Genomic DNA, 22662 nt, shown 5'->3' with positions numbered 1-22662 from the left:
GCCAGAGGGGTGACCTGCCGGGATCACTGCTGGCGGCGGGCCGTACCGGCCAGGGGCCACATGCGGTCCACCTCGGCGTTGAGTGTCGCGCCGATGAGCACGGCGAGCGCCGTGATGTAGAGCCAGAGCAGGACGGCGATCGGGGCCGCGAGCGAGCCGTAGATCGACAGCGGCGTGAACCAGGCGGCGAGCACCTCGCGCAGGACGGCGCCGCACACGATCCAGATGATGAGCGCGAGCACGGCCCCGGGGAGCTCGCGCCACCAGCGGGTCCGCATCGGGACGCTGACGTGGTAGAGCAACGTGAGCATGAAAACGGAGCCGACGATCACCACGGGCCAGTAGAACACCGTGACGAGCACGCTGTAGCTCGACAGGGCTCCCGCGAGCAACGTGGGACCGATGACGAGCACCGGCATGACGATCAGGCCGATCAGCAGCGCGGCCAGATAGAGCCCGAAGGACATGACCCGGGTCCGGATGATCCCCCGGGTCTCCCCCAGTCCGTACGCGATGGAGATCAGGTCCACGTACACGAAGAGTGCCCGGGATCCGGACCACAGCGACAGCAGGAACCCCACCGAGATGAGCGAGACCTGCCCCCCGCTCAGCACGTCGTTGAGCAGCGGCTGGACGACGCGGTCCACGGTGTTGCCGGTGAACAGCAGCTCGGCCTGGTCGATCACCCACTGCTTGATCCGCAGGATGGTCTGGTCGCCGAGCAGTCCGCTCAGGTGGCCCATCACACCGAGCAGTCCGAGCACGAACGGCGGCAGCGAGAGGAGCGCGAAGAAGGCCGCCTCACCGGCGAGCCCGGTGACGCGGTAGTTGACGCCGGCCATCGTGGTCGACTTGGTCAGGGCCCAGGCGCTCGATCCCCGGACCCAGTCCATGCGGGCCCGGGCGCGTGCCATTCCCCGGCGCGAGTCGTGTCTCGGCCGGTGGGTGGGCGCGTCCGCGGACGTCATGGCATCTAACCGTATTCGCACAGACGGGGTGTCATGACACCGATGAATGAACCAACGACTACCCGTTACCGTGACGGATAGTACTGATTGTCCGCATCCACGATACGGGCGCCGAGCGGCAGAAGCGATACGGGAATCATCTTGAGATTGGCGATACCGAGCGGGATACCGATGATCGACACGAACAGCGGGATCGCGGTGACGATGTGCCCGATCGCCAGCCAGAGCCCGGCGAAGACCAGCCAGATGACGTTCCCGATCGCCGTCAGGACGCCCGACTCGGGATCCCGGACCACGGTGCGCCCGAAGGGCCACAGCGCGTACGCGGCGATCCTGAACGACGCGATTCCGAACGGGATGGTGATGATCAGGATGCAGCAGACGATCCCGGCGACCACATAGCCGAGGGCGAGCCACACGCCGGCGAAGACCAGCCAGATGACGTTCAGCAGAGTCCGCATAACTCAATGATGGCTCACGCTATCTCCCTGTATGCCGGACTTGTCGATCTTTCTGTACGCCTGGCTCATCGCACGCCTGACCCACGCTCCGCTCCGAGCCTCATCGTCCCGAGCCTCATCGCCCCGCTCCGGGCGCGCGTCCCTTGCCCGGCGGCCCGGCGAAGGCCTGGGCGACGGCCATCCAGGCGCGCGCGGTCCCGCCCGCAACGGTGAGGGACGTGTCGGCGACATGACACCGCTGCGTGACGACCAGGCAGAAGTCGGCGACCGAGCCGCGCACGACGTCCGGAACGCCGGCGGGCCCGGAGACCCACCAGGTGCCGTCCGGCATGGCGAGCTCCACCCTGACCGGCTCCGCGGGCACCGGCAGCCCCCTGACCGCGAAGCCGTACGGCAGGGCGCGCACGCCGAGCGTCGCCACGTGGCGCAGCCGCATGCTCGGCGCGCGGGTGATCCCGAGCGCGTCCGCCACGTCCTGGCCGTGCGCCCACGTCTCCATCAGCCGCGCGGTGGTGAACGAGGCGGGCGACATGTCGGGGCCGTACCACGGGAGCCGCGAGCCGGGATCGACCGTGGCCAGCGCCTCGATCATCCGGGCCCGCGCCGTACGGAACCAGTCCAGGACCTGCGGCGGAGCCAGCCCGCGCGCGCCCGCGGTGAGGTCGTCCACGGCGGCCTCTCCCCTGGCCATCAGGGCCGCACGGGCGGCCCGGAACCCCTCCGGGTCGGTCACGGCGGATGTGGCGGCGTCATCGAACCAGGCCAGGTGGCTGATCTGGTCGCGGACGTCCCAGCCCTCCGCGGGAGTGGGCAGCTCCCAGCCGGGAAGGTCCAGAGCACGCACCATCGCGTGCAACTCCGCTGTCTCGGCGCGCAGGTCGGCGATCAGTTCGGACATCAGCTCGGACTTGGAAACAGCCACGGCACCCTCCTGTGACGGCGAGCGTAACCGAATAATCTTCTACCGGGAACAGTGGGCGATCATGATCTGCGACTCCTGCAAGGACCGGCGGCACGACGAGTGCCGCGGCGGCTCGTGGTGCGACTGCCAGCACCACGAACCACAGGACGAGACCGGCGCGAACGAGCCGGCGCAGAACTGGATCAGCCAGGGCTGACCCGGCCGTGCCGCCCACGCCTCCATCCGCGTCTCCGTCCGCGTCTCTGTCCGCGTCTCCGTCCATGCCTCCATCCGCTTCGCCGTCCACATCGTGAAACCGAACTTGGACATCAGGGATGCCACAGGTATCGTTTGGGACATGCCAGCGGACCCGTTGCTCGTCGTGCGACGCCACGTCGACCTTCTGCGTGTCCGCAGCGCCATCTGTATCGACGCCCGTTGACCGTCGCCCACCTTTTCTGACATTGGGCGCGTGACCAGGCGTCTTTTTCGTGTTCGCCCCCGTACTCGACGATGAGGCGGGAGGCCGCCTGAGGCACGCGTTCGGGGTCGCTTCTGTGACCCTTCGCCCGGATTTTCGACCGTTTCGGATCCTTCGGATTAAGGACGCCCTCATGAGCACCCCGGCCCGCCCGGCGAACCGCCACCACAAGCGCCCGCGCGGCGAAGGCCAGTGGGCTCTCGGTTACCGTGAGCCGCTGAACAAGAACGAGGAGAACAAGAAGGCCGACGACGGGCTCAACGTCCGTCAGCGGATCATCGACATCTACTCGAAGGGCGGGTTCGACTCGATCGACCCTGCCGACCTGCGCGGCCGGATGCGCTGGTACGGGCTGTACACCCAGCGCAAGCCCGGGATCGACGGCGGCAAGACGGCGATCCTGGAGCCGGAGGAGCTCGACGACCGCTACTTCATGCTCCGCGTGCGCATCGACGGCGGCCAGCTCGACCTGAAGCAGCTCCGGGTGATCGCCGACATCTCCAACGACTACGCCAGGGGCACGGCCGACATCACCGACCGGCAGAACATCCAGCTCCACTGGATCGAGATCGAGTCGGTCCCGGACATCTGGAACCGGCTGGAGGCCGTGGGCCTGTCCACCACCGAGGCGTGCGGCGACACCCCGCGCGTCGTCATGGGTTGCCCCCTCGCCGGGATCGACGCCGCCGAGGTGATCGACGGCACCGCCCAGATCGCCGACATCACCAGCCGCTATGTCGGCGACAAGGCGTTCTCCAACCTGCCGCGCAAGTTCAAGTCCGCCGTCAGCGGGTGCTCCGCGCACTGCACCGTCCACGAGATCAACGACATCGCGTTCGTCGGCGTGACCCACGAGGGCGAGCAGGGCTTCGACGTGTGGGTCGGCGGCGGTCTGTCCACCAACCCCATGTTCGCCAAGCGGCTCGGCGCCTTCGTCCGGCCCGAGCAGGTGCACGAGGTGTGGGCCGGGGTCTGCGGCATCTTCCGCGACTACGGCTACCGCCGGCTGCGCCACCGGGCGCGGATCAAGTTCCTGATCAACGACTGGGGCGCGGAGAAGTTCCGCGAGATCCTGGAGACCGAGTACCTCGGCTACCGGCTCGCCGACGGACCGGCCCCCGAGGAGCCGCGCGGCGGACGCCGCGACCACGTCGGCGTCTTCCCGCAGAAGGACGGCAACTTCTACGTCGGGTTCGCCCCCAGGGTCGGCCGGGTCGACGGCGACACGCTGCACCGGATCGCCGACATCGCCGAGCGGCACGGCTCCGGCCGGGTCCGCACCACGGTCGAGCAGAAGATGGTCATCCTGGACGTGGCGCCCGACCAGGTGGACTCGATCGTCGCCGAACTGGAGGCCGTCGACCTCCGCGTCAACCCCTCCACGTTCCGCCGCCAGACGATGGCCTGCACCGGCATCGAGTACTGCAAGCTCGCCATCGTCGAGACCAAGGCGACGGCGGTGAAGCTGATCGACGAGCTGGAGACCCGGCTGCCCGGCTTCACCGAGCCGCTGACGATCAACGTCAACGGCTGCCCGAACTCCTGCGCCCGCATCCAGGTCGCCGACATCGGCCTCAAGGGGCAGCTCGTCGTGAACGACAAGGGCGAGCAGGTCGAGGGCTTCCAGGTCCACCTGGGCGGCTCGATCGGGGTCAACCCGAACTTCGGCCGCAAGGTCCGCGGCCTGAAGGCCACCGCCGAGGAACTCCCCGGCTACGTCGAGCGCGTCGTACGGAACTTCGACAAGCAGAAGAACGAGGGCGAGACGTTCTCCGAGTGGGTCCAGCGGGCCGACGAGGCGGACCTCAAGTGACGGCCGGCGCGGGGCGGAGCCGGTCATGAGCGAGCGCGCGGCCCCCTACTACTGCCCTTACTGCGGTGACGAGGACCTCGAACCGTACGCCTCCGAAGAGGAGAGCTACGGCTGGTACTGCCGCTCCTGTTCCCGCGCGTTCCGGGTGAAGTTCCTGGGCATCGGCGTACGGCACAGCTAGCCCCCTCCGAAGTACGACGTTTGAGGAGTAGTCATGACCCTGGTGGAGATAGAGGCCGGTCTGGAACGCCAGCGTGGCGTGCTCGACCTGCAGAGCATCGTCGAGTCAGCCGCCCGGTTCCTTGAGGACGCGCCCGCCCGCGAGATCATCCGGTGGGCGGCGGCCACGTTCGGCGACCGCCTCTGTCTCACTTCCTCGATGAGCGACGCGCTGCTGATCGATCTGGTGAGCCGGGTCAAGCCCGGCGTGGACGTGCTGTTCATCGACACCGGCTACCACTTCGCGGAGACCATCGGCACGCGTGACGCGGTCCAGGCGGTCTACAAGGTCAACGTGATCAACGTGACGCCGTCCCGCACGGTGGCGGAGCAGGACCGCGACCTCGGGCCCCGGCTGCACGGCCGCAACCCCGACCTGTGCTGCTACCTGCGCAAGGTGGAGCCGCTCAATCGCGCGCTCGAGCCGTACCTCGCCTGGGTGTCGGGCATCCGGCGCGACGAGTCGCCCACCCGGGCGGACACGAAGGTCGTCGAGTGGGACGCCAAGCGCCAGATGGTCAAGATCAACCCGATCGCGCGGTGGACCCAGGAGGAGGTCGACAACTACATCGCCGACAACGGGGTCCTGATCAACCCGCTGCACTATGACGACTACCCCTCGATCGGCTGCGCGCCCTGCACCCGGCGGGTCGCTCCCGGCGAGGACCCGCGCAGCGGCAGGTGGGCCGGACTCGGCAAGATCGAGTGCGGCATCCACCTCTGATTCTTGGCCGGCTATCTCGCCGGGGTTTCCCCTCGGCTGGGATTGCCGGTGCCCGCACCGCGCGTGACCGTAGGCGGGCACCCCGTTGACCCGGCCACGAGAAGTCCCGAAGCGTCCGCCCCGGTAGCCCGAAAGTCCTGAGAGTCCATCCGTGAACCAGCATCCGACCGGCCCACCTCTGATCGCCGTGGCGCACGGGTCCCGTGACCCGCGCGCCGCCACGGCGGTCGAGGCGCTGCTCGACGCGGTACGGCTGGCGCGACCGGACCTGGACGTGCGGACCGCCTACCTGGACCACGCACCGCCGACGCTGGAGCGGGCCCTGTCCGGGCTGGACGAGGCCGTGGTGCTGCCGCTGCTGCTCACCGCGGCCTACCACAGCCGGGTGGACATCCCGGCCGCGCTGCGCGAGGCGACCGCGCGCCGGCCCCGGCTGCGGGTCCACCTCGGGCCGACCCTGGGACCGCACCCGCTGCTCGTGACCGCCCTGGAACGCCGCCTGGAGGAGGCCGGAGTGGAGGCCGGCGATCCCGAGACGGCCGTCGTGCTGGTCTCCGCCGGTTCGAGCGATGCCCGGGCCAACGCGGTCGTGGCGCGCGTGGCGCGCTCCTGGGCCCGTCGGCGGTCGTGGTGGTCGGTGACCCCCGCCTACGCCTCCGCCGCCGCTCCCGCGCCCGCGGACGAGGTCGTACGGCTGTCGCACGCCGGGGCTCCCCGGGTGGTCGTCGCTCCCTACCTGCTGGCCCCCGGCCACTTCGCCGACAAGGTCCGCCGGGACACGCTGGCGGCCGGGGCCCACCGGGTCGCCGACGTCCTCGGCCCCGCTCCCGAACTCGTCACGCTGCTCCTCGACCGCTACGCGCAGGCCGTACAACAGCCGGAACCCGCCGCGACCGCCTAGAACCACCCAGAGCAATATTCCGACTACCCATCGTGTCGTTTCGGCCACAAAGCAGGGTGCGCGGCTCTACGGTGACCTCGTGAAACGCATGATGGAAGCTATGGAGCGCATCGGAGTCACGGAGTTCGCCGACCACGCCGCGGACTGCCTCGACAAGGCCCTGGCGGGCGAGACCATCGAGGTGATCAAGGACGGCCGCACCGTCGCGCGGCTGGTTCCCGTGCCCGGGCCGACGGCGATCCTCGACGAATGGGTCGCCCAAGGCCGGGCCACCCCGGGAGCGGGGAACCTGCGCGAGTTCCTTGAGCAGGTGGACACCGAGCCGTACGACGACGTCAACGCCGCGGAAGAGCTCATCCGCATGAGGGAGGAGGAGCGCTTTTGATCTACATCGACAGCGCCGCAGCGGTCAAGCTGATCCACCCCGAACCGGAATCGAAGGCCCTTACGGCCTGGCTCGGCGAGCGGGCACATCAGCGGGTGTTCTCCTCCACCCTGCTCGAAGTGGAAACCCAGCGCACCATTCGACGGGTCGCTCCTGAGCGAATCTCCTTGGTCGCGCCCTTCCTCGCCGAAATCGACCGAATCGACATGGACGTCGCAATTCGCGGCACGGCCGGTACGCTCGCGGATCCCGTGTTGCGCAGTCTGGACGCGATCCATCTCGCTACGGCGATGCAGTTCGGAGTGGTCGTGGATCATTTCGTGACCTACGACAAACGCCTGCTGGCCGCCGCCTCCGCGCTCGGCCTGCCGGTCGCCAGCCCCGGCTCGTCGCTCAACTGAAGCAACCGACCGACCTGACGCGCCTCCGTGCCACCAGCCCATACCCGGACGCGTGTGCGGCTCGACGCCGCCTATCGAAGGATCCGCCTGGCTGGCTGGCTGGCTCCCTCACCCCATTCAGCCAGACGATCACATAGGACGGCGAGCCGGGGCATTCGACGTAGACGCTCAACGGGAGCTCCCCCGCCTGGAAAGTGAGCCGCCGTTTGACTCCGGCCTGCTCGTACGCCTTGTGCGCGAGCACCGCCACTCCCCGCCACTGGGAGGGGAGACGGCCCGACGGCGACGGTGAGGATGAGGGCGAGGGCTGGGCCATGACGGCGGTCCAGACGTCGTCGGGGGCCTCGGCGGTGACGGCGCGCGGAACCGTCAGGGCTCCCACGACCACCAGTCCGGCGGTGAGGACGCCCGTCGCGGCGGCGAGGCGGCGGCGCCTGATGCGGCGCACCCGCCGGTCCACGTCCGCCACGGTGACCCCCTCGACGGGCCCGCCGCGGCTCTCGTCGGCGAGCAGGTCGCGAAGGTCGGATTCGGTGATGGCCATCATCGGCTTCCCAGGTTCGTCGCGGAGCGGGCCACGGGGTCGACGCGCAGCTTGGCCAGCGCCCTGCTCGCCTGACTCCGTACGGTCGCCACCGAACAGCCGAGGACGCCGGCGATCTCGTCCTCGGCGAGATCGGCGAGATCGGCGAAGTACCGAAGCACGATCACGGCCCGCTGCCGGGGCGGAAGACATCCGACCGCCTGCCGTACGGCGTCGCGGGAGCCGACCAGGTCGGCGTCGTCGGCGACCACCGTGTCCGGCACGTCCGCCGCGGGGATCTCGGCCCGCCAGCGCCGCCGGAGGCGTGCGTGTTCGCCAGGATGCGGTAGACGTGCGGGTCCGGGTTCTCGCCGACCTCCGCCAGGCCGTCCACGCCTTGGCCAGAGCGGTCTGCAGCGGGTCCTCGGCGGTCGCCCAGTCGCGGCACAGCAGGTACGCCGTGCGGAGCAGGCGAGCCGACCGCTGTTCGACGTAGCGCTCGAAATCCGCCCGGTCCCGCATGGAGTCCTCATTCGTCCGGTGAAACTCTCACCGATCACTACTCCCGAGCCCGGCCTGCCTGTTGCACGCGACTTTCACGCGGCTTCACCCGATCGAGAACCCGATCGAACACCCGCCCCTGGCACCCGGCCGAGGGCGGCGTGTTCACCGGCGAGGGGCGCGGGACCTGGCGCTCGACCGAGGGCCGCATACTCACCGGCGAGGGGACTGCGGCGGCGCTGGGGGCTCCGGCGGGTATCCGTCGCGGGCGTCACGCCACGCGTCCCGCGCCTCCCTGCGGGTCTCCCGGACCTCTCTGCGCATCTCCCGGTGGCTCTCGCGAGCGTCCCTGCGCATCTCGCGGTAGGCGTCCCGCGCCTCGCCGAGGGCCTGGAGGGGATCGTGGCGCAGACCGTGGCGCAGACCATGGCGCGCGTCGTGCCCGAGGCCATGGTGGAGGTCGTGGTACGCCTCCGCGCGGCGCTCCTGCCACCACTCGCTCCACGCGAACCAGCCGCGCTTGATCGGCCTGGCCCGGGAGTCGCCGATGATCTTCACGTCGCCCATCACGACGTACGCGCGGACCCGGACCACGGGGGCGTTCTGGTTGGGCGGCGCCTCGACCACCTGGACCTTCTTGTCACCCATGATGGTCATGCCGGACAGCTCGACGTCCACGCCGTCGGGCACGATGATCTTGATGTCGCCCATGACGCAGGTCGCCACGATGTCGATCGCGTTCGTACGGACCTCGGCCTCGCGCAGGTCGAGCGTGACGTCGCCCATCACGCAGACCGCGCCGATCTCCTGGTCGATGCGCCAGCTGCCCTGCCGCTTGGCGTCGCCCATCACCGCGACGATCCACTTGCGGACCTTTCCGCCCCCGCCCCCGCCTCCGGTGGCCGGCGGGCGGTAGGCCGGAGCGGGTGCGCCTCCGGGGAGGTCCGCGGTGAGCTGCCCGAGCTCGGCGTGGGTCTGGGCCAGGTAGGCCGCCTCGGTACGCTCGGTCAGTTCGGCCAGGGTCAGACGCCCGTCGACGGACGCCTCCCGGAGCCTTTCGACCACGGCCTCTCGCTCGGCGTCCGATGCCCGCATTCCACCCAGATCACTCACGGGACAAGGTTATCCCCGCGAGGACGGCTGCCCCTCCTCCCTGGGAAGGAACCATTTGTCCACCTGTGTGACCATGGAAGAGTGACATACCGTGAGCTTCTGCACGCGGTTTCGGAAGGCGACGTCGGCAGGGTGCGGCGGATGCTCCATCCCGACACGGATCTGAACCGCGCACCGGGGACCACCCCGCTCTACCGGGCGGCCGTCAACGGCGACCACGAGATGGTACGGCTGCTGCTGGAGTACGGGGCCGACCCGGACCAGCCCAGCGGCGGGACGGACGAGGGGCTCCCCCTCTGCGGGGCCGCCTGCTGGAACCACTGGGAGACCATCCAGGCCCTGGTGGACGGTGGCGCCGACCCGAACGCCCGGGAGGACGGCGGCTGGACCGCCCTCCTGTGGGCCGCCGCCCAAGGGCATCTCATGTCCGCGGACGTCCTCCTCGACGCGGGCGCGGATCCCGACGCCGCCGACGACGAGGACACCACGCCCCTCACCGCGGCCGCTCGCTTCGGCGCGTACGGGGTCGTCTGGTCGCTCCTGGAGCACGGCGCCGACCCGGCGCGGGCGGACGGGGCGTGCGACACGGCCCTGAGCATCGCCAGGCGCTGGGCGGGCACCGACCTGGAGGCGGAGATGCGCGAGGAGGTCGCCCGGCACGCGGAGCCGGGATGGGCCGTCATGGTCGCGAGGAGCCACGCCGACGACGGCACCGAGCTGATCACCGTCGAGGCCAGGGACGCCAGGGGTGACGGATTCCAGGCCACCCGCCAGCGCGGCCACGCCGCGATCACCATCCTTCTGGAGGAGGCGCTGGGCCTGCGCACGCCGGCCGAGGACCTGGTCGCCCGCGCGGTGCCGTACCGGGAGGTCGACGAGGACGGCGAGACCTGGTGGGCGGCGGTCCACGCCCTGCAGAAACGGCACGACGACGAGACGTTCGAGGCGGCGGCGGAGCTGTGCGACAGCGGCGACGCGACGGACCGCGAGTTCGCGGTGGACGTCCTCGCCCAGTTCGGCTACGACGCGGGCGTTCGGCCCTTCCACGAGCGCAGCCTGGCGATCCTGCGGCGGCTGGCCCGTACGGAGACCGAGCCCAAGGTCGTCGACGCGCTCCTCGGCGCGATCGCGCACCACGGCGACGCGGAGGCGCTTCCCGAGGTGCTGGAGATCGTGGACCGTCCGGGCAGGAGGCCGTCCGTGAGCGACGCCATCGCGCTCGCCGCCGTGCTTCCCCCGGACGACGATGAGGGGTTGTCCCGGCTGGTACGGCTCAGCGAGGAAGGCGACACCGAGGTGCGCGACTGGGCGACCATGGGGCTCGCCGGCCTGGACGCCGACACCCCGCGCATCCGGGAGGCGCTGGCCGCCCGGCTCGCCGACGGCGACATCACGACCGTCGCGGAGGCCGTACGCGGACTGGCGGCCAGGGGCGACCGGCGGGCGATCGGCGGGATCCACCGGGTGCTGTCGGAGACGGACGACGACTACGCGCGGGACCTGGCGCTCGACGGCGCCGCACAACTCGGCCTGGACATCAAGACCGTCATCCGCTGATCCTGTTCCGCGGGATGCCCTCGGACGCACGACAGGTACGGCGGCCGGGTCGGCACGGCCTCGACCTGAGGTTCTCGTCGACCGAGGCCGGCCGCCCGTCCCGGCGGTCCTGACACGCGGGGACCGATCACGGCCTGACAGCGGGCCGGTTCCACGTCGCCGGTGCCGGCGGCGTTAGGGTCGCTCCTGGAACTGAAGCTGAGGACTTACGACTGAAGGGATATCGCCATGGCGACCACCCGTACCGCGACCACCCAGTGGAAGGGCACGCTCTTCGAGGGCTCCGGCACGGTCTCACTGGACTCCTCGGGCGTCGGCACCTTCGACGTCTCCTGGCCGTCCAGGGCGGAGCAGGCGAACGGCAAGACGAGCCCCGAGGAGCTGATCGCGGCCGCCCACTCCTCCTGCTTCTCGATGGCGCTGTCCAACGGCCTGGCCAAGGCCGGGACGCCGCCGCAGTCGCTGGAGACCAGGGCGGACGTGACCTTCCAGCCCGGCGAGGGCATCACGGGCATCGTCATCTCGGTGCGCGGCCAGGTTCCCGGCATCTCGGCCGAGGACTTCCAGCAGGCGGCCGAGACCGCCAAGGCCAACTGCCCGGTGAGCCAGGCCCTGACCGGCACCACCATCAGCCTGAACGCCGAACTCGTCGGCTGATCGACCTCGCGGGCCCCCGCTTCCGGCCGTCCCGGTCGGGGCGGGGGCCCGCGTGCGTCCCGCTCCGGGCGGGTGAACGGCGGCCTAACTAACTTCACATAAGGTGATAAATCTGGATAAATAGGGGCAAAACAGGGCTAGATCTCGCAGATCTTTTGGGGTACACGAAGGCCCCTCCTGAGAGGAGAATGGGGCTACATGCGCGAAGTCTGGCCTGGAGAGCCGTATCCACTCGGCGGCACCTGGGATGGCGTGGGCACCAGTTTCTCGGTGTTCTCCGAGGTCGCCGAGCGGGTCGAACTATGCCTGTTCGACGACGACGGCGCCGAGACGCGCGTCGACCTGCCCGAGATGGATGGCTTCGTCTGGCACGGTTACCTGCCGGGGATCATGCCGGGGCAGCGGTACGGCTTCCGCGTGCACGGGCCGTACGAGCCGGAGCACGGCCACCGGTGCAACCCCGCCAAGCTCCTCCTCGACCCGTACGGCAAGGCCATCGAGGGCGGCGTGCGCTGGAACGAGGCGCTCTTCTCCTACCACTTCACCGACCCCGGGCGGCTGAACACCGACGACTCCGCTCCGTACATGCCGAAGAACGTGGTGATCAACCCGTTCTTCGAGTGGGGCAACGACCGGCCGCCGCGCACGCCGTACCACGAGACCGTGATCTACGAGGCGCATGTGCGCGGGCTGACGATGCGGCACCCCGACGTTCCGGACGAGCAGCGCGGCACCTACGCCGGACTGGCCCACCCGGCGGTGATCGAGCATCTGCTGGCGATCGGCGTGACGGCGGTGGAGCTGATGCCGGTCCACCAGTTCGTCCCCGAGCACGCCATGGTGGCGCGCGGCCTGACGAACTACTGGGGCTACAACACCATCGCCTACCTGGCGCCGCACAACGCCTACTCCAGCGCGGGGCAGCGGGGCGAGCAGGTCCAGGAGTTCAAGGCCATGGTCCGGGCGCTGCACGAGGCCGGCATCGAGGTCATCCTGGACGTGGTCTACAACCACACGGCCGAGGGCGACCACATGGGACCCACACTCGGCTTCCGGGGCATCGACAACGCCGCCTACTACCGGCTGCACGACTCCGACCGGCGCTACTACCTCGACTACACCGGCTGCGGCAACTCGCTGAACGTCCGCTCCCCGCACGCGCTGCAGCTGATCATGGACTCGCTGCGCTACTGGGTGCTGGAGATGCACGTCGACGGGTTCAGGTTCGACCTGGCCGCCGCGCTCGCCCGCGAACTGCACGACGTGGACCGGCTGTCCGCGTTCTTCGACCTGATCCAGCAGGATCCGGTGATCTCACAGGTCAAGCTGATCGCCGAGCCGTGGGACGTCGGCCCGGGAGGCTACCAGGTCGGCAACTTCCCGCCCCTGTGGACCGAATGGAACGGCAAGTACCGCGACTCCGTCCGTGACTTCTGGCGCGGCGGCTCGCGCACGATGCCGGAGTTCGCCTCCCGGCTCACCGGGTCGAGCGACCTGTACGCCACGAGCGGCCGCCGCCCGGTGGCGTCCATCAACTTCGTGACCTGCCACGACGGGTTCACGCTGACCGACCTGGTCTCCTACAACCGCAAGCACAACGACGCCAACGGCGAGCACAACCGCGACGGCACCGACGACAACCGTTCGTGGAACTGCGGGGCCGAGGGCCCGGTCGAGGACCCCGGGATCGTACGGCTCCGCCACCGGCAGCGGCGCAACTTCCTCGCCACGCTGTTCGCCTCCCAGGGCGTCCCGATGCTGCTCGCGGGCGACGAGTTCGGGCGCACGCAGGGCGGCAACAACAACGCCTACTGCCAGGACAACGAGACGTCCTGGGTCGACTGGTCGCTGGTCAAGACCGAGGCGAACCTCCTGGAGTTCGTCCGGATGCTCGCCACGCTCCGGCGCCACCACCCCGTGTTCCGCAGGCGCCGGTTCTTCTACGGCCGCAGGGCGGGCGACGACGTGCGCGACATCGTCTGGCTCACGCCGTCGGGCAAGGAGATGGTCTCCGCCGACTGGCACGCGAGCTACGCCAAGTCGCTGGCGGTGTTCCTGAACGGCGACGCCATCTCCGAGCCAGGTCCCCGGGGCGAGCGGATCACGGACGACTCGTTCCTCCTGCTCATCAACGCCCATCACGAGAGCCTCACGTTCACCCTGCCCGGCACGGAGTTCGGCGACTGCTGGCGTCCCGTGCTTGACACGGCGGACGAGGCTCCCGGTCAGGGCTCCTTCCCCGGCGAGACCTGGCCCGCGGGGGTGGACGTGTCCGTCACCGCGAGGTCCGTGCAGATCCTGCGCTGTGCCAGGGAGGACCCCGCCTGACGGCCTTCCCTCAGGTCACCCCTGCCCTCGGGCCGCGACGATGGCCGCCAGGGCGGCGGTGATGTCGGCTTCGACGGCCGCCTTGTCGACGCCGAGGCCGGCGAGCACGCCCGCGCCGTCTTCGAGCTCCAGCAGTCCGAGCAGGATGTGCTCGGTCCCGATGTAGTTGTGTCCCAGCCGCAGGGCCTCCCGGAACGCGAGTTCCAGCGCCTTGCGCGTCTGCGAGTCGTACGGGATGGTCTCCGGCGCCTGGGCGGCCCTCGGGGGCAGCGTCGCGGTCACGGCCTGCCGGACGGTCTCCAGCGGCACGCCCCGCGCGACGATCGCCTTCGCGGCCAGGGCGTCCGGCTCGCTCAGGAGCCCCAGCACCAGGTGTCCGGGGCGGACCTCGTCGTTGCCCGCCGTGCGGGCTTCGTTCTGCGCCACCGTCACGACGTTCTTCGCTCGCGGGGTGAACCGGTTCAATGCCTCGGGATCGAGAACCGATGGTTCGCCGGACGCCTTCGGGACGAACCGCTTCTGGGCCGCCTGCTTGGTGACGCCCATGCTCCTGCCGATGTCGGTCCACGACGCGCCCGAGCGCCTGGCCTGATCGACGAAGTGACCGATCAGGTGGTCGGCGACCTCGCCGAGGTGGTCCGCGGCGATGACCGCGTCGGAGAGTCGGTCGAGCGCGTCGGTGTGCGCTCTCTTGATGGCCTCGATCAGGTCATCGAGCCGGACGGGGTTCGTCGAATGAACGGGATTCTCCATGCGTCAACCATAGGTTGACGATTGCCGTGTCGTCAACCCCCGGTTGACTCCCTCCTTGAGGGCGCGCCCGGAGGTACGCCCACAGAGATTCGCCTCACACGGAGTCTCCAGGCCACCGGGGAGGGGCAGCTGGTGGCCAGGCTCAGGAGCACCCTCGGCATCGCGTTCCGCGTGAGGGTGGGCGGACGCCGGGTCCGGGGGCCGCCGCACGGATTTTCATCGCTTTCCCGGACAATCAAGTACATGACCCCGGACGAGGAAGAGGAGGCGCGGCACTGGCGGCACCCGGGACTTCCGGGGGTGGACCTGCTCCGGGCCCGCTACGTCAGCAAGACCTTCATCCGGCACACCCATGAGAACTTCGTCATCGCCGCGGTCACCCGGGGCGTCGACGAGTTCCACGTGCGCGACAGCATCGAGCGCGCCGGGCCCGGCAGCCTCGCGCTGATCAACCCCGACACCCCGCACACCGGCCGGGCGGGCGTGCCGGAGGGGTGGACCTACAGCGCCGTCTATCCGGAGGCCGAGCTGGTCGCGGCGGTCGCCGCCGAGACGATCTCGATCAGGGGCACCGCCGGGTTCGCCGTCCCCGTCGCCCATGACCCGCACGCCGTACGCCTCGTCACCGAGGTGCTGCGCGCCGTGGACGAGCGCAACACATTGGCCGCGGACACCCTGCTGCGGATCACCGTGGCCCGGCTGCTCCGCTCGCACGGCACCGCGCTGATCGCGTCCGCCCCGCGCGGCGCGGGCGCGCGGAACGCGGCCAGGGCCCGGGACATCCTGGAGGAGCGAATGGCCGCACCGCCCTCCCTCGAACGGCTCGCCGCCGAGCTCGGCACCGGCCCGTTCGCGTTGCTGCGGGCGTTCCGCACCGCGTACGGCATGCCTCCCCACAGCTGGCTCACCGACGCCCGGGTCCGCCGGGCCCGCCACCTGCTGGACGAGGGGGTCACCCCCGCCGTCGCCGCCGTGACCGTGGGATTCACCGACCAGCCCCACCTGAACCGGCACTTCACCCGCGTCGTCGGCGTGCCTCCGGGGGCGTACCAGCGGGAGCGCAAGAACGTACAAGACCGTTTTGGCGGCGCCGCGTAACCTCGGGCGCGTGACGACGGCATCAGCGCGAATCGAGGAAGAACAGGCACCCGGCCGACCCCGGGCCGCGGTCGTACGGGACGCCCTGGGAGTGGGGGTGGCCGTCGGCCTGTCCGGGTTCGCCTTCGGCGTGACCTCGGCCGGCGCCGGGCTGAGCCTGGCGCAGACGTGCGCGCTCTCCCTTCTCGTCTTCACCGGGGCGTCGCAGTTCGCGCTCGTCGGCGCGCTGGGAGCGGGCGGCAATCCCGCCGCGGCGGTGGCGGGAGCCCTGTTCCTCGGCGTGCGCAACGCCTTCTACGGGCTGCGGCTGTCGCACCTGCTGCGCCTGCCCCGCGCGGTGCGCCCGTTCGCCGCGCAGTGGATCATCGACGAGACCTCGGCCGTGGCCATGGCGCAGCCGGACCGGGACAGCGCCAGGCTCGGGTTCACGGTCACCGGGGCCAGCCTGTACACGCTCTGGAACCTGAGCACCTTCCTCGGCGCGCTCGGAGCGGCCGCCCTCGGCGACCCGTCGGCCTGGGGGCTGGACGCGGCGGGCCCCGCCGCCTTCCTGGCGCTGCTCGCGTCCATGTTGCGCGGGCGGCAGGAGGCGCTGGTCGCGTTCCTCGCCGTCGTGCTCGCGCTGGCGTGCCTGCCGCTGCTGCCCGCGGGCGTCCCCGTCCTGGTCGCGGCGCTGGCCGCGCCGATCGCCTTGACCTTCACCCGCCGCGAGGAGGCGCACCGTTGACCGTCTGGATCGCCATCGCCGTCACGGCCCTCGGCTGCTACGCCGTCAAGCTGCTCGGCATCTCCGTGCCCGCCGGGCTGCTTGACCGGCCCCTCGTACGGCGGACCGCCGCCCTGGTGCCCATCGCGATGCTGGCCGCCCTCACCGCGATCCAGACCTTCGGGAGCGGTCAGGCCCTGGTCGTCGACGCGCGGGCGGCGGGGGTCGCGGCGGCCGCCGTCGCGCTGCTGCTGCGGGCGCCGTTCCTGGTGGTCGTCGCGGTCGCGGTCGTCGTGACCGCCGCCATCCGCGCGCTGACGGGCTGACGGGCTGAGACGAGGTTTCCGTTCCCTCCCGGCGGCGCCGTCGCCGGATCAGCGCGGCAGGATGTCGTCGAGGTCGTAGGCCACGGGCCGTTCGAGCTGCTCGTACGTGCACGAGGACGGCTCGCGGTCCGGACGCCGGCGGCGGAACTGGGCGGTGTGCCGGAACCTGTCGCCCTCCATGTGGTCGTAGGCCACCTCGACCACCAGCTCGGGCCGGAGCGGGATGAACGACAGATCCTTCTTGGCGTTCCACCGGGAGACCGCGCCGGGCATCCGCTGGCCGCCGTCGGGCGCCGTCTCACCGCCCTGCGCCGCCCACGACGCCCAGGGATGCTCGCCCAGGTCCTCCAGCCGGTACGGCGCGAGCTCCCCCACCAGCTCGGCGCGGCGCTTCATCGGGAACGCCGCCACCACGCCCACGTGGTGCAGCCGCCCGTCCGCGTCGTACAGCCCCAGGAGCAGAGAGCCGACCACCGATCCGGTCTTGTGCTCGCGGTATCCGGCGACGACGCAGTCGGCCGTCCGCTCGTGCTTGACCTTGAACATCACCCGCCGGTCCGGTTCGTACGGCAGCGTGCCGGGTTTGACGACGATGCCGTCCAGCCCGGCCCCCTCGAAGGTGTCGAACCACTCGGCGGCCCGGCGTTCGTCCCGCGTGACGGGCGTGAGCCGGATCGAGCGGCCCGCGCCGGCCAGCGCCTCCTCCAGCCGGGCCCTCCGGTCCGCGAACGGCGCGGCCATCAGGTCCTCGTCGCCCAGCGCGAGCAGGTCGAACGCGACGAACGACGCGGGCGTCCGCTCGGCGAGCAGCCGCACCCGCGACTCCGCCGGGTGGATGCGCTGCTGGAGCGCGTCGAAGTCGAGCGTCTGGCCACTCATGACGACGATCTCGCCGTCCACGACGCACCGCTCGGGCAGCTCGTCGCGCACGGCCTGGACCAGCTCGGGGAAGTATCTGGTGAACGGCCGCTCGTTCCTGCTGCCGAGATAGACCTCGTCACCGTCGCGGAACACGATGCAGCGGAAGCCGTCCCACTTCGGCTCGTAGAAGAGCGATCCGTCCTGGTCCGGCAGCCGCTTGACCGCCTTGGCCAGCATCGGGGCCACGGGCGGCTCAACCGGCAAGCTCATCCGACATCTCCCTCATGTATCGGCAGAAGAGGAAACCCTCCTCCTGGAGGACCTGGGCGAGCGTCAGCCGGGTCTGGGAGGCGGCACCGTTCAGGATGCGGGCCGCGTCGCCGCCGATCAGCAGCGGGCTGACGGTGAGGCACAGCTCGTCCACCAGGCCGGCGGCGGCGAGCTGCGCGTTCAGCCGCGGCCCTCCCTCGCACAGGATCGCGCCCAGGCCGCGGTCGCGCAGCTCGCGGACCGCCGGCACCAGATCGACGCGGTACTCCCCCGCGATGATCACATCGGCCTTCTTGGCCGCCTCCGCCCGCCGGTCGCGCGGCGCGGACTCCGTGGTGATCACGATCGTCCGCGCGTACGGCTCAGTCTCGGTGAACAGGGGGCTGCCGAGGTCCAGGTCGAGCCGCCGGGTGACGACCGCCACCGGCGGCGCGGGGGGACGGCCCTCCCTCAGGGCGCGCCACGACTCGCGCGGCCGGGCCGGGCCGTACCCCTCGGTGCGCACCGTGGCGGCACCGGCGAGGATCACGTCGGCGAGGCCGCGCAGGATCCCGAAGACCCGGCGGTCCCCCTCGCTGGACAGGCCGCCGGACAGGCCCTTGAGCCAGGCACCGCCGTCCGCGCTGGCCACCATGTTGAGCCGCAGCCACTCGCCCGCGGGCTGGGCGTAGGCGGCGACGAGATCCGGATCGTCCTCGAAGTCGGGATGTATGCGGCGCACGCTCTCTACAGTGGCACATCCGCCCGACATACATGGAGGGACCTCCGCAGGGCATGCCGTCCGGAGCCCCCGCAGATAACGGTTCGATGTCCCCTGTTCCCGCCTTGTGGGGGACGGTGTTGGATCGAGCCGACGGGACCGACGGGCCGGGTGTCCGCTTCGGATCCGCTCCGGAGGAGACGCTTGGAACTCGCCGCGCTCGCAGTCTGGATCCTCACCGTGCTGGCCGGGCTCTACCTGCTGGTCCTGTGGCTGGCGGGCAGCGGCCTGCGGCAGCAGGCGACGAAGGTCACCGCGTTCCCCGTCACGCTGATCCTCACCCATCCGGCTCTGGCGGTGGCGGGTCTCGGGCTGTGGATCGGCTTCCTGCTCACCCGCGAGAGCGGGTACGCCTGGGGCGCCTTCGCCGTGCTGACCGCCGTGGCACTGCTCGGGTTCACGCTGTTCACCCGCTGGCTGGGCCGGGGACGCCACGCCCGGGGCGCGGAACGCCGCTTCCCCGTGATCGCGGTCGTCCTGCACGGCGTCGCCGGTGTCTCCACGTTCGTCCTGGTGCTGCTGACGGCCTCGATGGCCCACCACTTCTAGCCGGCCGCTCCTCGTCCGACAGCCCCGCCGGCGGCTCCCGCGCGAAGCGCGCCGCCCGCAGTTCATCCAGGAGGTCGGCCCATGGGTCGCGTCCGGCACAACGCTAGGACGGGCGCGCCTTGGACGGCTGGACGCGCTTGGGCTCGCCGGGCATCTTCGGATAGTTCGGCGGGTACGGCAGGTCGCCGCGGTCGTCCGCGGCGTACCACTCCAGCAGCGTCTCGATGCCGAACGCCTCGTCGTCGATGGCCCGGTGCACGTCGCCGAGCCGGGCGAAGCGCTCCGGCATCGTCCTGATGTCGAAGTCGCGCGGATCGCAGTCGGCCAGCTCGTCCCAGGTCACGGGGGCGGACACCGGCGCCTCCGGCCGGGCGCGCACGGAGTAGGCGGCGACGACGGTGCGGTCGCGGGCGTTCTGGTTGTAGTCGATGAAGATCCGCTCGCCGCGCTCCTCCTTCCACCAGGCGGTGGTCGCGAGGGCGGGAGCGCGCCGCTCCACCTCACGGGCGAGCGCGATGGACGCGTGCCGTACCTCGGTGAAGGTCCATTCCGGCCGGACGCGGACGGCGACGTGGATCCCGCGGCTGCCTGAGGTCTTCGGGAAGCCGCTCACGCCCAGCTCGTCGAGGACCTCGCGGACGACGAAGGCGACCTTGCGCGCCTCGTCGAACCCGGTGCCGGGCTGCGGATCGATGTCGACGCGCAGTTCGTCGGGGTGCTCCACGTCGGCAGCGCGTACGGGCCAGGGGTGGAAGTCGATCGTGCCGAGGTTCGCGCACCAGGCGATCGCGGCGATCTCGGTGGGACGGAACGCGTCGGCGGTCCGCCCGCTGGGGAACCGCACGGTCACCGTCTCGATCCAGTCGGGATGTTTGGGCATCCGCTTCTGGTAGATCGCCTCGGTCTCGACGCCGTCGGGGTGTCGCTTGAGATGCGTCGGGCGGTCGTACAGCGCGCGCAGGACCCCCTCCCCGACGTTCACGTAGTACTCCACCAGGTCGCGCTTGGTGGCGCCGATGCCGGGGAAGTAGACCTTGTCCGGATTGGTCACCTTGACGGTCCGGTCACCCGCTTTGATCTCGATAAACGGCGAAGCCATGTTCCGGACCCTACCCGGGACGGAGCGGGTCCGTCCCGGACCTCGGCGTTCGGCCTTCGGTGCTCGGCACTGGGCACCGGCCTCGGCCGGAAGGTAGGACGGGACGGACCCGGCGTGCCGCCCCTCCGGACGGCAACCCTCCTGCCGTACGGGCGGCGTCCAGCACGGGTAGGGCGCTTCGCCGCCGCGACGGCGGGACGGCCGGCCCCTCCCTCACGGGGAGGATCGGCCCTCTCACCAGTGAAGACGCCGAAACGACCTCCGAAGGATGCTTCGCCCGGAAAGAACTCCGCCGGGAAGGTCTCAGGCCCTTCCGTGGTTCTTACGCGATGACCACGGGATCGATCTCACAGAGGCAGGCAGATATGGACAAGGTCATCAAAAGCGACGCCGAATGGCGCGTCCAGCTCTCGCCCGAGGAGTTCCGCGTGCTGCGTCAGGCGGGCACGGAGCGGCCCTTCACCGGGGAGTACGTCGACACGAAGACGGTGGGGGTCTACTCCTGCCGCGCCTGCGGCGCCGAACTGTTCCGCTCCGAGGCCAAGTTCGACTCGCACTGCGGCTGGCCGTCGTTCTTCGAGCCGTCGGACTCGGACGCGGTCACGCTGCTGGAGGACGACTCCCTGGGCATGAGCCGGGTGGAGGTCCGCTGCGCCCGGTGCGACTCGCATCTCGGCCATGTCTTCCACGGTGAGGGCTACCCCACCCCCACCGACGACCGTTACTGCATCAACTCGGTCTGCCTGACCCACGAACCGGCCGAGTGAGGTCCGCCTCGGCGGTCACTTGGGCTTGGGGTGCGTGACGCGGCAGGTCTTGTCGTCCGGACCGAGGATGTTGGCCAGGACGGGGTTGCCGTTCTGGCCGAACTTCGCCTGGACGAAGACCACCGGGTTGCTCTCCCCGATCTCCTTGAGGTACTTCAGGCCCCTCTCGCACAGCGCGATGGCGGGCTTGGAGTTGCTCGCGTTCTCCGACAGGTTCGTGTAGATGCGCAGATATCGGCCGGTCGTGCGGATGTCCCTGACCCGCTTGGTCGTCTTGTCGTTCCAGCGGCTCGTGAAATAGGTGATCGCCTGGTCGTCCGTGTACTTCGACCGGCCGGACGCCATGACCTCGCCCTTCGAGCCGCCGACCCGGCCGGCGCTCGCGGCGCCGTCGGCGCTCGTGACGGTCAGCTCGCCCGCCGGGCTCGCGACGGGCGCGACCGCGGCCGCGCGGACCGGAGAGGGCGCACCGGAGCCGGCGAGCAGCGGCCGCACCACGACGGCGCACCCGGCGAGTGCCACCAGGCCGACGGACGCCTTGATCACGCGCGATTTGGTGCGCCGCTTCCGGCGGCGACCCCTGGAACGTGCCAGAACCCTCGACACCTCGCCTCACAACGACATAAGGGCTTTGCCCGAGTATGACAAAGATAACGAGATCATATCGGCGGTTCCCGGCAATTGGTACAGGGAGGGTCATCCTCTCGTACAGGGAGGGTCATCCGCGGGGGTTCTACCCGCGCCGCGGGCGCCGTACGCACCCGGGCCCGTACACGCGCAGCGCCCGCCGGTGACCCGGCGGGCGCTGCGCGTGGAACGCGGCAAACGGGTCAGGGCAGGGCCGCGACCAGCTCGCTGACCGGCTTCCTGCGCCCGGTGTAGAACGGGATCTCGATCCGGGTGTGGCGGCGGGCCTCGGCTCCGCGCAGGTGGCGCATGAGGTCGACGATGCGGTGCAGCTCGTCGGCCTCGAACGCGAGCATCCACTCGAAGTCGTTCAGCGCGAAGCAGGCCACGGTGTTCGCCCGTACATCCGGGAAGTCGCGGGCCATCCTGCCGTGCTCGGCGAGCATGGTCCGGCGCTCGACGTCGTCGAGGAGGTACCACTCAAGGGAGCGCACGAACGGATAGACCGAGACGAACCCCCTCGGCTCCTCCTCCGCCAGGAACGCCGGGATGTGCGACTTGTTGAACTCCGCCGGCCGGTGCAGCGCCATCGCCGACCAGACGGGCTCGCTCACGCGGCCGAGCGCGGTACGGCGGAAGCGGGAGTAGACCTCCTGCAGGTCCTCGGCCGCCGGAGCGTGCCACCAGAACATGTAGTCGGCGTCCGCGCGGAACCCGGAGACGTCGTAGCACCCGCGGGTCACGACGTCCTTGCCGCCCGCCTGCGCGAGCAGCTCGTCCACCTCGTCGGCGACGCCGTCGCGGCTCGGAGGCAGCTGGTCGCGCAGCCGGAAGACCGACCACATGGTGTACCGGATCACCTGGTTGAGATCACGCGCCTTGGGACGCGATGTGCCCTCCGTCATGCGTTCCA

28 protein-coding genes are annotated in these 22662 nt (G+C 70.6%); 16 read left to right on the top strand and 12 right to left on the bottom strand.

Translation table 11 applies throughout. From position 1 onward, the window contains the following. Positions 1-23: 23 nt before the first annotated feature. The 3 genes from AB0I59_RS05295 to AB0I59_RS05285 form a co-directional block, all read right to left on the bottom strand. Entirely contained in the window at positions 24-968 is a 945-nt protein-coding gene (locus AB0I59_RS05295; protein ID WP_082776825.1) for a YihY/virulence factor BrkB family protein, read from the bottom strand. Positions 969-1033: 65 nt separating this feature from the next. Next, positions 1034-1429 (bottom strand): YccF domain-containing protein, encoded by a 396-nt coding sequence (locus tag AB0I59_RS05290; protein ID WP_061255380.1) that lies wholly within the window; start codon positions 1427-1429, stop codon positions 1034-1036. A 115-nt stretch (positions 1430-1544) separates the two neighbouring features. Continuing rightward, the gene (locus tag AB0I59_RS05285; protein ID WP_061255379.1) at positions 1545-2351 is read right to left on the bottom strand and encodes a TIGR03084 family metal-binding protein; all 807 of its coding nucleotides are present in this window, start codon (positions 2349-2351) and stop codon (positions 1545-1547) included. A 61-nt stretch (positions 2352-2412) separates the two neighbouring features. Between AB0I59_RS05285 and AB0I59_RS05280 the strand changes: the two genes are divergently transcribed. The 8 genes from AB0I59_RS05280 (at position 2413) to AB0I59_RS05245 (ending at position 7254) form a co-directional block, all read left to right on the top strand. Continuing rightward, positions 2413-2547 (top strand): hypothetical protein, encoded by a 135-nt coding sequence (locus tag AB0I59_RS05280; RefSeq protein WP_255706695.1) that lies wholly within the window; start codon positions 2413-2415, stop codon positions 2545-2547. A 141-nt stretch (positions 2548-2688) separates the two neighbouring features. Beyond that, positions 2689-2772: a putative leader peptide gene (locus AB0I59_RS05275; RefSeq protein ID WP_358130614.1), complete on the top strand. Its 84-nt coding sequence runs from the start codon at positions 2689-2691 to the stop codon at positions 2770-2772. A gap of 172 nt (positions 2773-2944) precedes the next feature. Beyond that, positions 2945-4624 carry a nitrite/sulfite reductase gene (locus AB0I59_RS05270; protein ID WP_358130262.1) on the top strand — a complete coding sequence of 560 codons (1680 nt, stop codon included), beginning with the start codon at positions 2945-2947 and terminating at the stop codon, positions 4622-4624. Between the two features lie 25 nt (positions 4625-4649). Then, the gene (locus AB0I59_RS05265) at positions 4650-4805 is read left to right on the top strand and encodes a DpnI domain-containing protein (protein ID WP_061255376.1); all 156 of its coding nucleotides are present in this window, start codon (positions 4650-4652) and stop codon (positions 4803-4805) included. 33 nt (positions 4806-4838) lie between these two features. After that, positions 4839-5567: a phosphoadenylyl-sulfate reductase gene (locus tag AB0I59_RS05260; protein WP_061255375.1), complete on the top strand. Its 729-nt coding sequence runs from the start codon at positions 4839-4841 to the stop codon at positions 5565-5567. A gap of 151 nt (positions 5568-5718) precedes the next feature. Beyond that, a complete protein-coding gene (locus AB0I59_RS05255; protein ID WP_358130259.1) occupies positions 5719-6468 on the top strand; it encodes a sirohydrochlorin chelatase in 750 nt (249 codons plus the stop codon). A 100-nt stretch (positions 6469-6568) separates the two neighbouring features. Next, positions 6569-6853, top strand: a complete 285-nt coding sequence (locus tag AB0I59_RS05250) for a type II toxin-antitoxin system Phd/YefM family antitoxin (RefSeq protein WP_061255374.1) — start codon at positions 6569-6571, stop codon at positions 6851-6853. Continuing rightward, positions 6850-7254 carry a type II toxin-antitoxin system VapC family toxin gene (locus tag AB0I59_RS05245; RefSeq protein ID WP_061255373.1) on the top strand — a complete coding sequence of 135 codons (405 nt, stop codon included), beginning with the start codon at positions 6850-6852 and terminating at the stop codon, positions 7252-7254. Before AB0I59_RS05250 ends, AB0I59_RS05245 begins: the two co-directional genes overlap by 4 nt. On the opposite strand, the gene AB0I59_RS05240 is transcribed toward AB0I59_RS05245, so the two are convergent. The 3 genes from AB0I59_RS05240 to AB0I59_RS05230 all read right to left on the bottom strand — a co-directional run bounded on the left by AB0I59_RS05240 (position 7247) and on the right by AB0I59_RS05230 (position 9391). Continuing rightward, positions 7247-7801: a hypothetical protein gene (locus AB0I59_RS05240; RefSeq protein ID WP_358130255.1), complete on the bottom strand. Its 555-nt coding sequence runs from the start codon at positions 7799-7801 to the stop codon at positions 7247-7249. The two genes, AB0I59_RS05245 and AB0I59_RS05240, sit on opposite strands and share 8 nt — an antisense overlap. Beyond that, positions 7798-8061, bottom strand: coding sequence for a sigma-70 family RNA polymerase sigma factor (locus AB0I59_RS05235; RefSeq protein WP_358130252.1), 264 nt, complete (start codon positions 8059-8061; stop codon positions 7798-7800). Before AB0I59_RS05235 ends, AB0I59_RS05240 begins: the two co-directional genes overlap by 4 nt. A gap of 430 nt (positions 8062-8491) precedes the next feature. Further along, positions 8492-9391, bottom strand: a complete 900-nt coding sequence (locus tag AB0I59_RS05230) for a DUF1707 SHOCT-like domain-containing protein (protein ID WP_082776824.1) — start codon at positions 9389-9391, stop codon at positions 8492-8494. Positions 9392-9472: 81 nt separating this feature from the next. Between AB0I59_RS05230 and AB0I59_RS05225 the strand changes: the two genes are divergently transcribed. From AB0I59_RS05225 to glgX, 3 genes are all read left to right on the top strand, one after another. Continuing rightward, a complete protein-coding gene (locus AB0I59_RS05225; RefSeq protein ID WP_358130249.1) occupies positions 9473-10948 on the top strand; it encodes an ankyrin repeat domain-containing protein in 1476 nt (491 codons plus the stop codon). Between the two features lie 228 nt (positions 10949-11176). Beyond that, positions 11177-11605, top strand: coding sequence for an OsmC family protein (locus tag AB0I59_RS05220; protein ID WP_061255370.1), 429 nt, complete (start codon positions 11177-11179; stop codon positions 11603-11605). 198 nt (positions 11606-11803) lie between these two features. Further along, positions 11804-13933: a glycogen debranching protein GlgX gene (gene glgX, locus AB0I59_RS05215; RefSeq protein ID WP_358130246.1), complete on the top strand. Its 2130-nt coding sequence runs from the start codon at positions 11804-11806 to the stop codon at positions 13931-13933. A 15-nt stretch (positions 13934-13948) separates the two neighbouring features. Here glgX and AB0I59_RS05210 read toward each other — a convergent pair whose 3' ends face one another. Beyond that, positions 13949-14686 carry a Clp protease N-terminal domain-containing protein gene (locus AB0I59_RS05210; RefSeq protein WP_358130243.1) on the bottom strand — a complete coding sequence of 246 codons (738 nt, stop codon included), beginning with the start codon at positions 14684-14686 and terminating at the stop codon, positions 13949-13951. A gap of 243 nt (positions 14687-14929) precedes the next feature. On the opposite strand from AB0I59_RS05210, the gene AB0I59_RS05205 reads away from it, so the two are divergent. Genes AB0I59_RS05205 through AB0I59_RS05195 form a run of 3 tightly spaced genes read left to right on the top strand, consistent with a single transcriptional unit; the run spans position 14930 to position 16816 of the window. Continuing rightward, positions 14930-15784, top strand: a complete 855-nt coding sequence (locus AB0I59_RS05205; RefSeq protein ID WP_061255368.1) for an AraC family transcriptional regulator — start codon at positions 14930-14932, stop codon at positions 15782-15784. 10 nt (positions 15785-15794) lie between these two features. Beyond that, on the top strand, positions 15795-16511 hold the full coding sequence (locus AB0I59_RS05200; RefSeq protein ID WP_358130240.1) for an AzlC family ABC transporter permease: 717 nt from the start codon (positions 15795-15797) through the stop codon (positions 16509-16511). Then, positions 16508-16816 carry an AzlD domain-containing protein gene (locus tag AB0I59_RS05195; protein WP_061255367.1) on the top strand — a complete coding sequence of 103 codons (309 nt, stop codon included), beginning with the start codon at positions 16508-16510 and terminating at the stop codon, positions 16814-16816. The genes AB0I59_RS05200 and AB0I59_RS05195 overlap by 4 nt, the downstream gene beginning before the upstream one ends. A 48-nt stretch (positions 16817-16864) precedes the next feature. On the opposite strand, the gene AB0I59_RS05190 is transcribed toward AB0I59_RS05195, so the two are convergent. After that, positions 16865-17947, bottom strand: coding sequence for an ATP-dependent DNA ligase (locus tag AB0I59_RS05190; protein WP_061255366.1), 1083 nt, complete (start codon positions 17945-17947; stop codon positions 16865-16867). Continuing rightward, a complete protein-coding gene (locus AB0I59_RS05185) occupies positions 17931-18668 on the bottom strand; it encodes a pyrimidine reductase family protein (protein WP_061255365.1) in 738 nt (245 codons plus the stop codon). Before AB0I59_RS05185 ends, AB0I59_RS05190 begins: the two co-directional genes overlap by 17 nt. Before the next feature lie 183 nt (positions 18669-18851). Here AB0I59_RS05185 and AB0I59_RS05180 point away from each other — a divergent pair, with 183 nt between their 5' ends. Then, positions 18852-19256, top strand: coding sequence for a hypothetical protein (locus tag AB0I59_RS05180; protein ID WP_061255364.1), 405 nt, complete (start codon positions 18852-18854; stop codon positions 19254-19256). A gap of 103 nt (positions 19257-19359) precedes the next feature. Here AB0I59_RS05180 and ligD read toward each other — a convergent pair whose 3' ends face one another. Further along, complete coding sequence (gene ligD / locus AB0I59_RS05175) at positions 19360-20355, bottom strand: non-homologous end-joining DNA ligase (RefSeq protein WP_358130235.1); 996 nt, start codon at positions 20353-20355, stop codon at positions 19360-19362. Positions 20356-20720: 365 nt separating this feature from the next. Here ligD and msrB point away from each other — a divergent pair, with 365 nt between their 5' ends. Next, on the top strand, positions 20721-21122 hold the full coding sequence (msrB, locus tag AB0I59_RS05170) for a peptide-methionine (R)-S-oxide reductase MsrB (protein ID WP_358130232.1): 402 nt from the start codon (positions 20721-20723) through the stop codon (positions 21120-21122). 15 nt (positions 21123-21137) lie between these two features. Here the strand turns inward: msrB and AB0I59_RS05165 are convergent, their stop codons facing one another. Together AB0I59_RS05165 and hemQ are read right to left on the bottom strand one after the other, a co-directional pair. Next, the gene (locus AB0I59_RS05165; protein ID WP_228643224.1) at positions 21138-21668 is read right to left on the bottom strand and encodes a hypothetical protein; all 531 of its coding nucleotides are present in this window, start codon (positions 21666-21668) and stop codon (positions 21138-21140) included. Positions 21669-21952: 284 nt separating this feature from the next. Next, positions 21953-22654 (bottom strand): hydrogen peroxide-dependent heme synthase, encoded by a 702-nt coding sequence (gene hemQ, locus AB0I59_RS05160; RefSeq protein WP_061255507.1) that lies wholly within the window; start codon positions 22652-22654, stop codon positions 21953-21955. Positions 22655-22662: the final 8 nt, after the last annotated feature.

It is taken from the genome of Microtetraspora glauca (assembly GCF_040656155.1).
Taxonomy (GTDB): Bacteria; Actinomycetota; Actinomycetes; order Streptosporangiales; family Streptosporangiaceae; genus Microtetraspora; species Microtetraspora glauca.
This window is presented reverse-complemented; position numbering and strand designations above follow the sequence as displayed.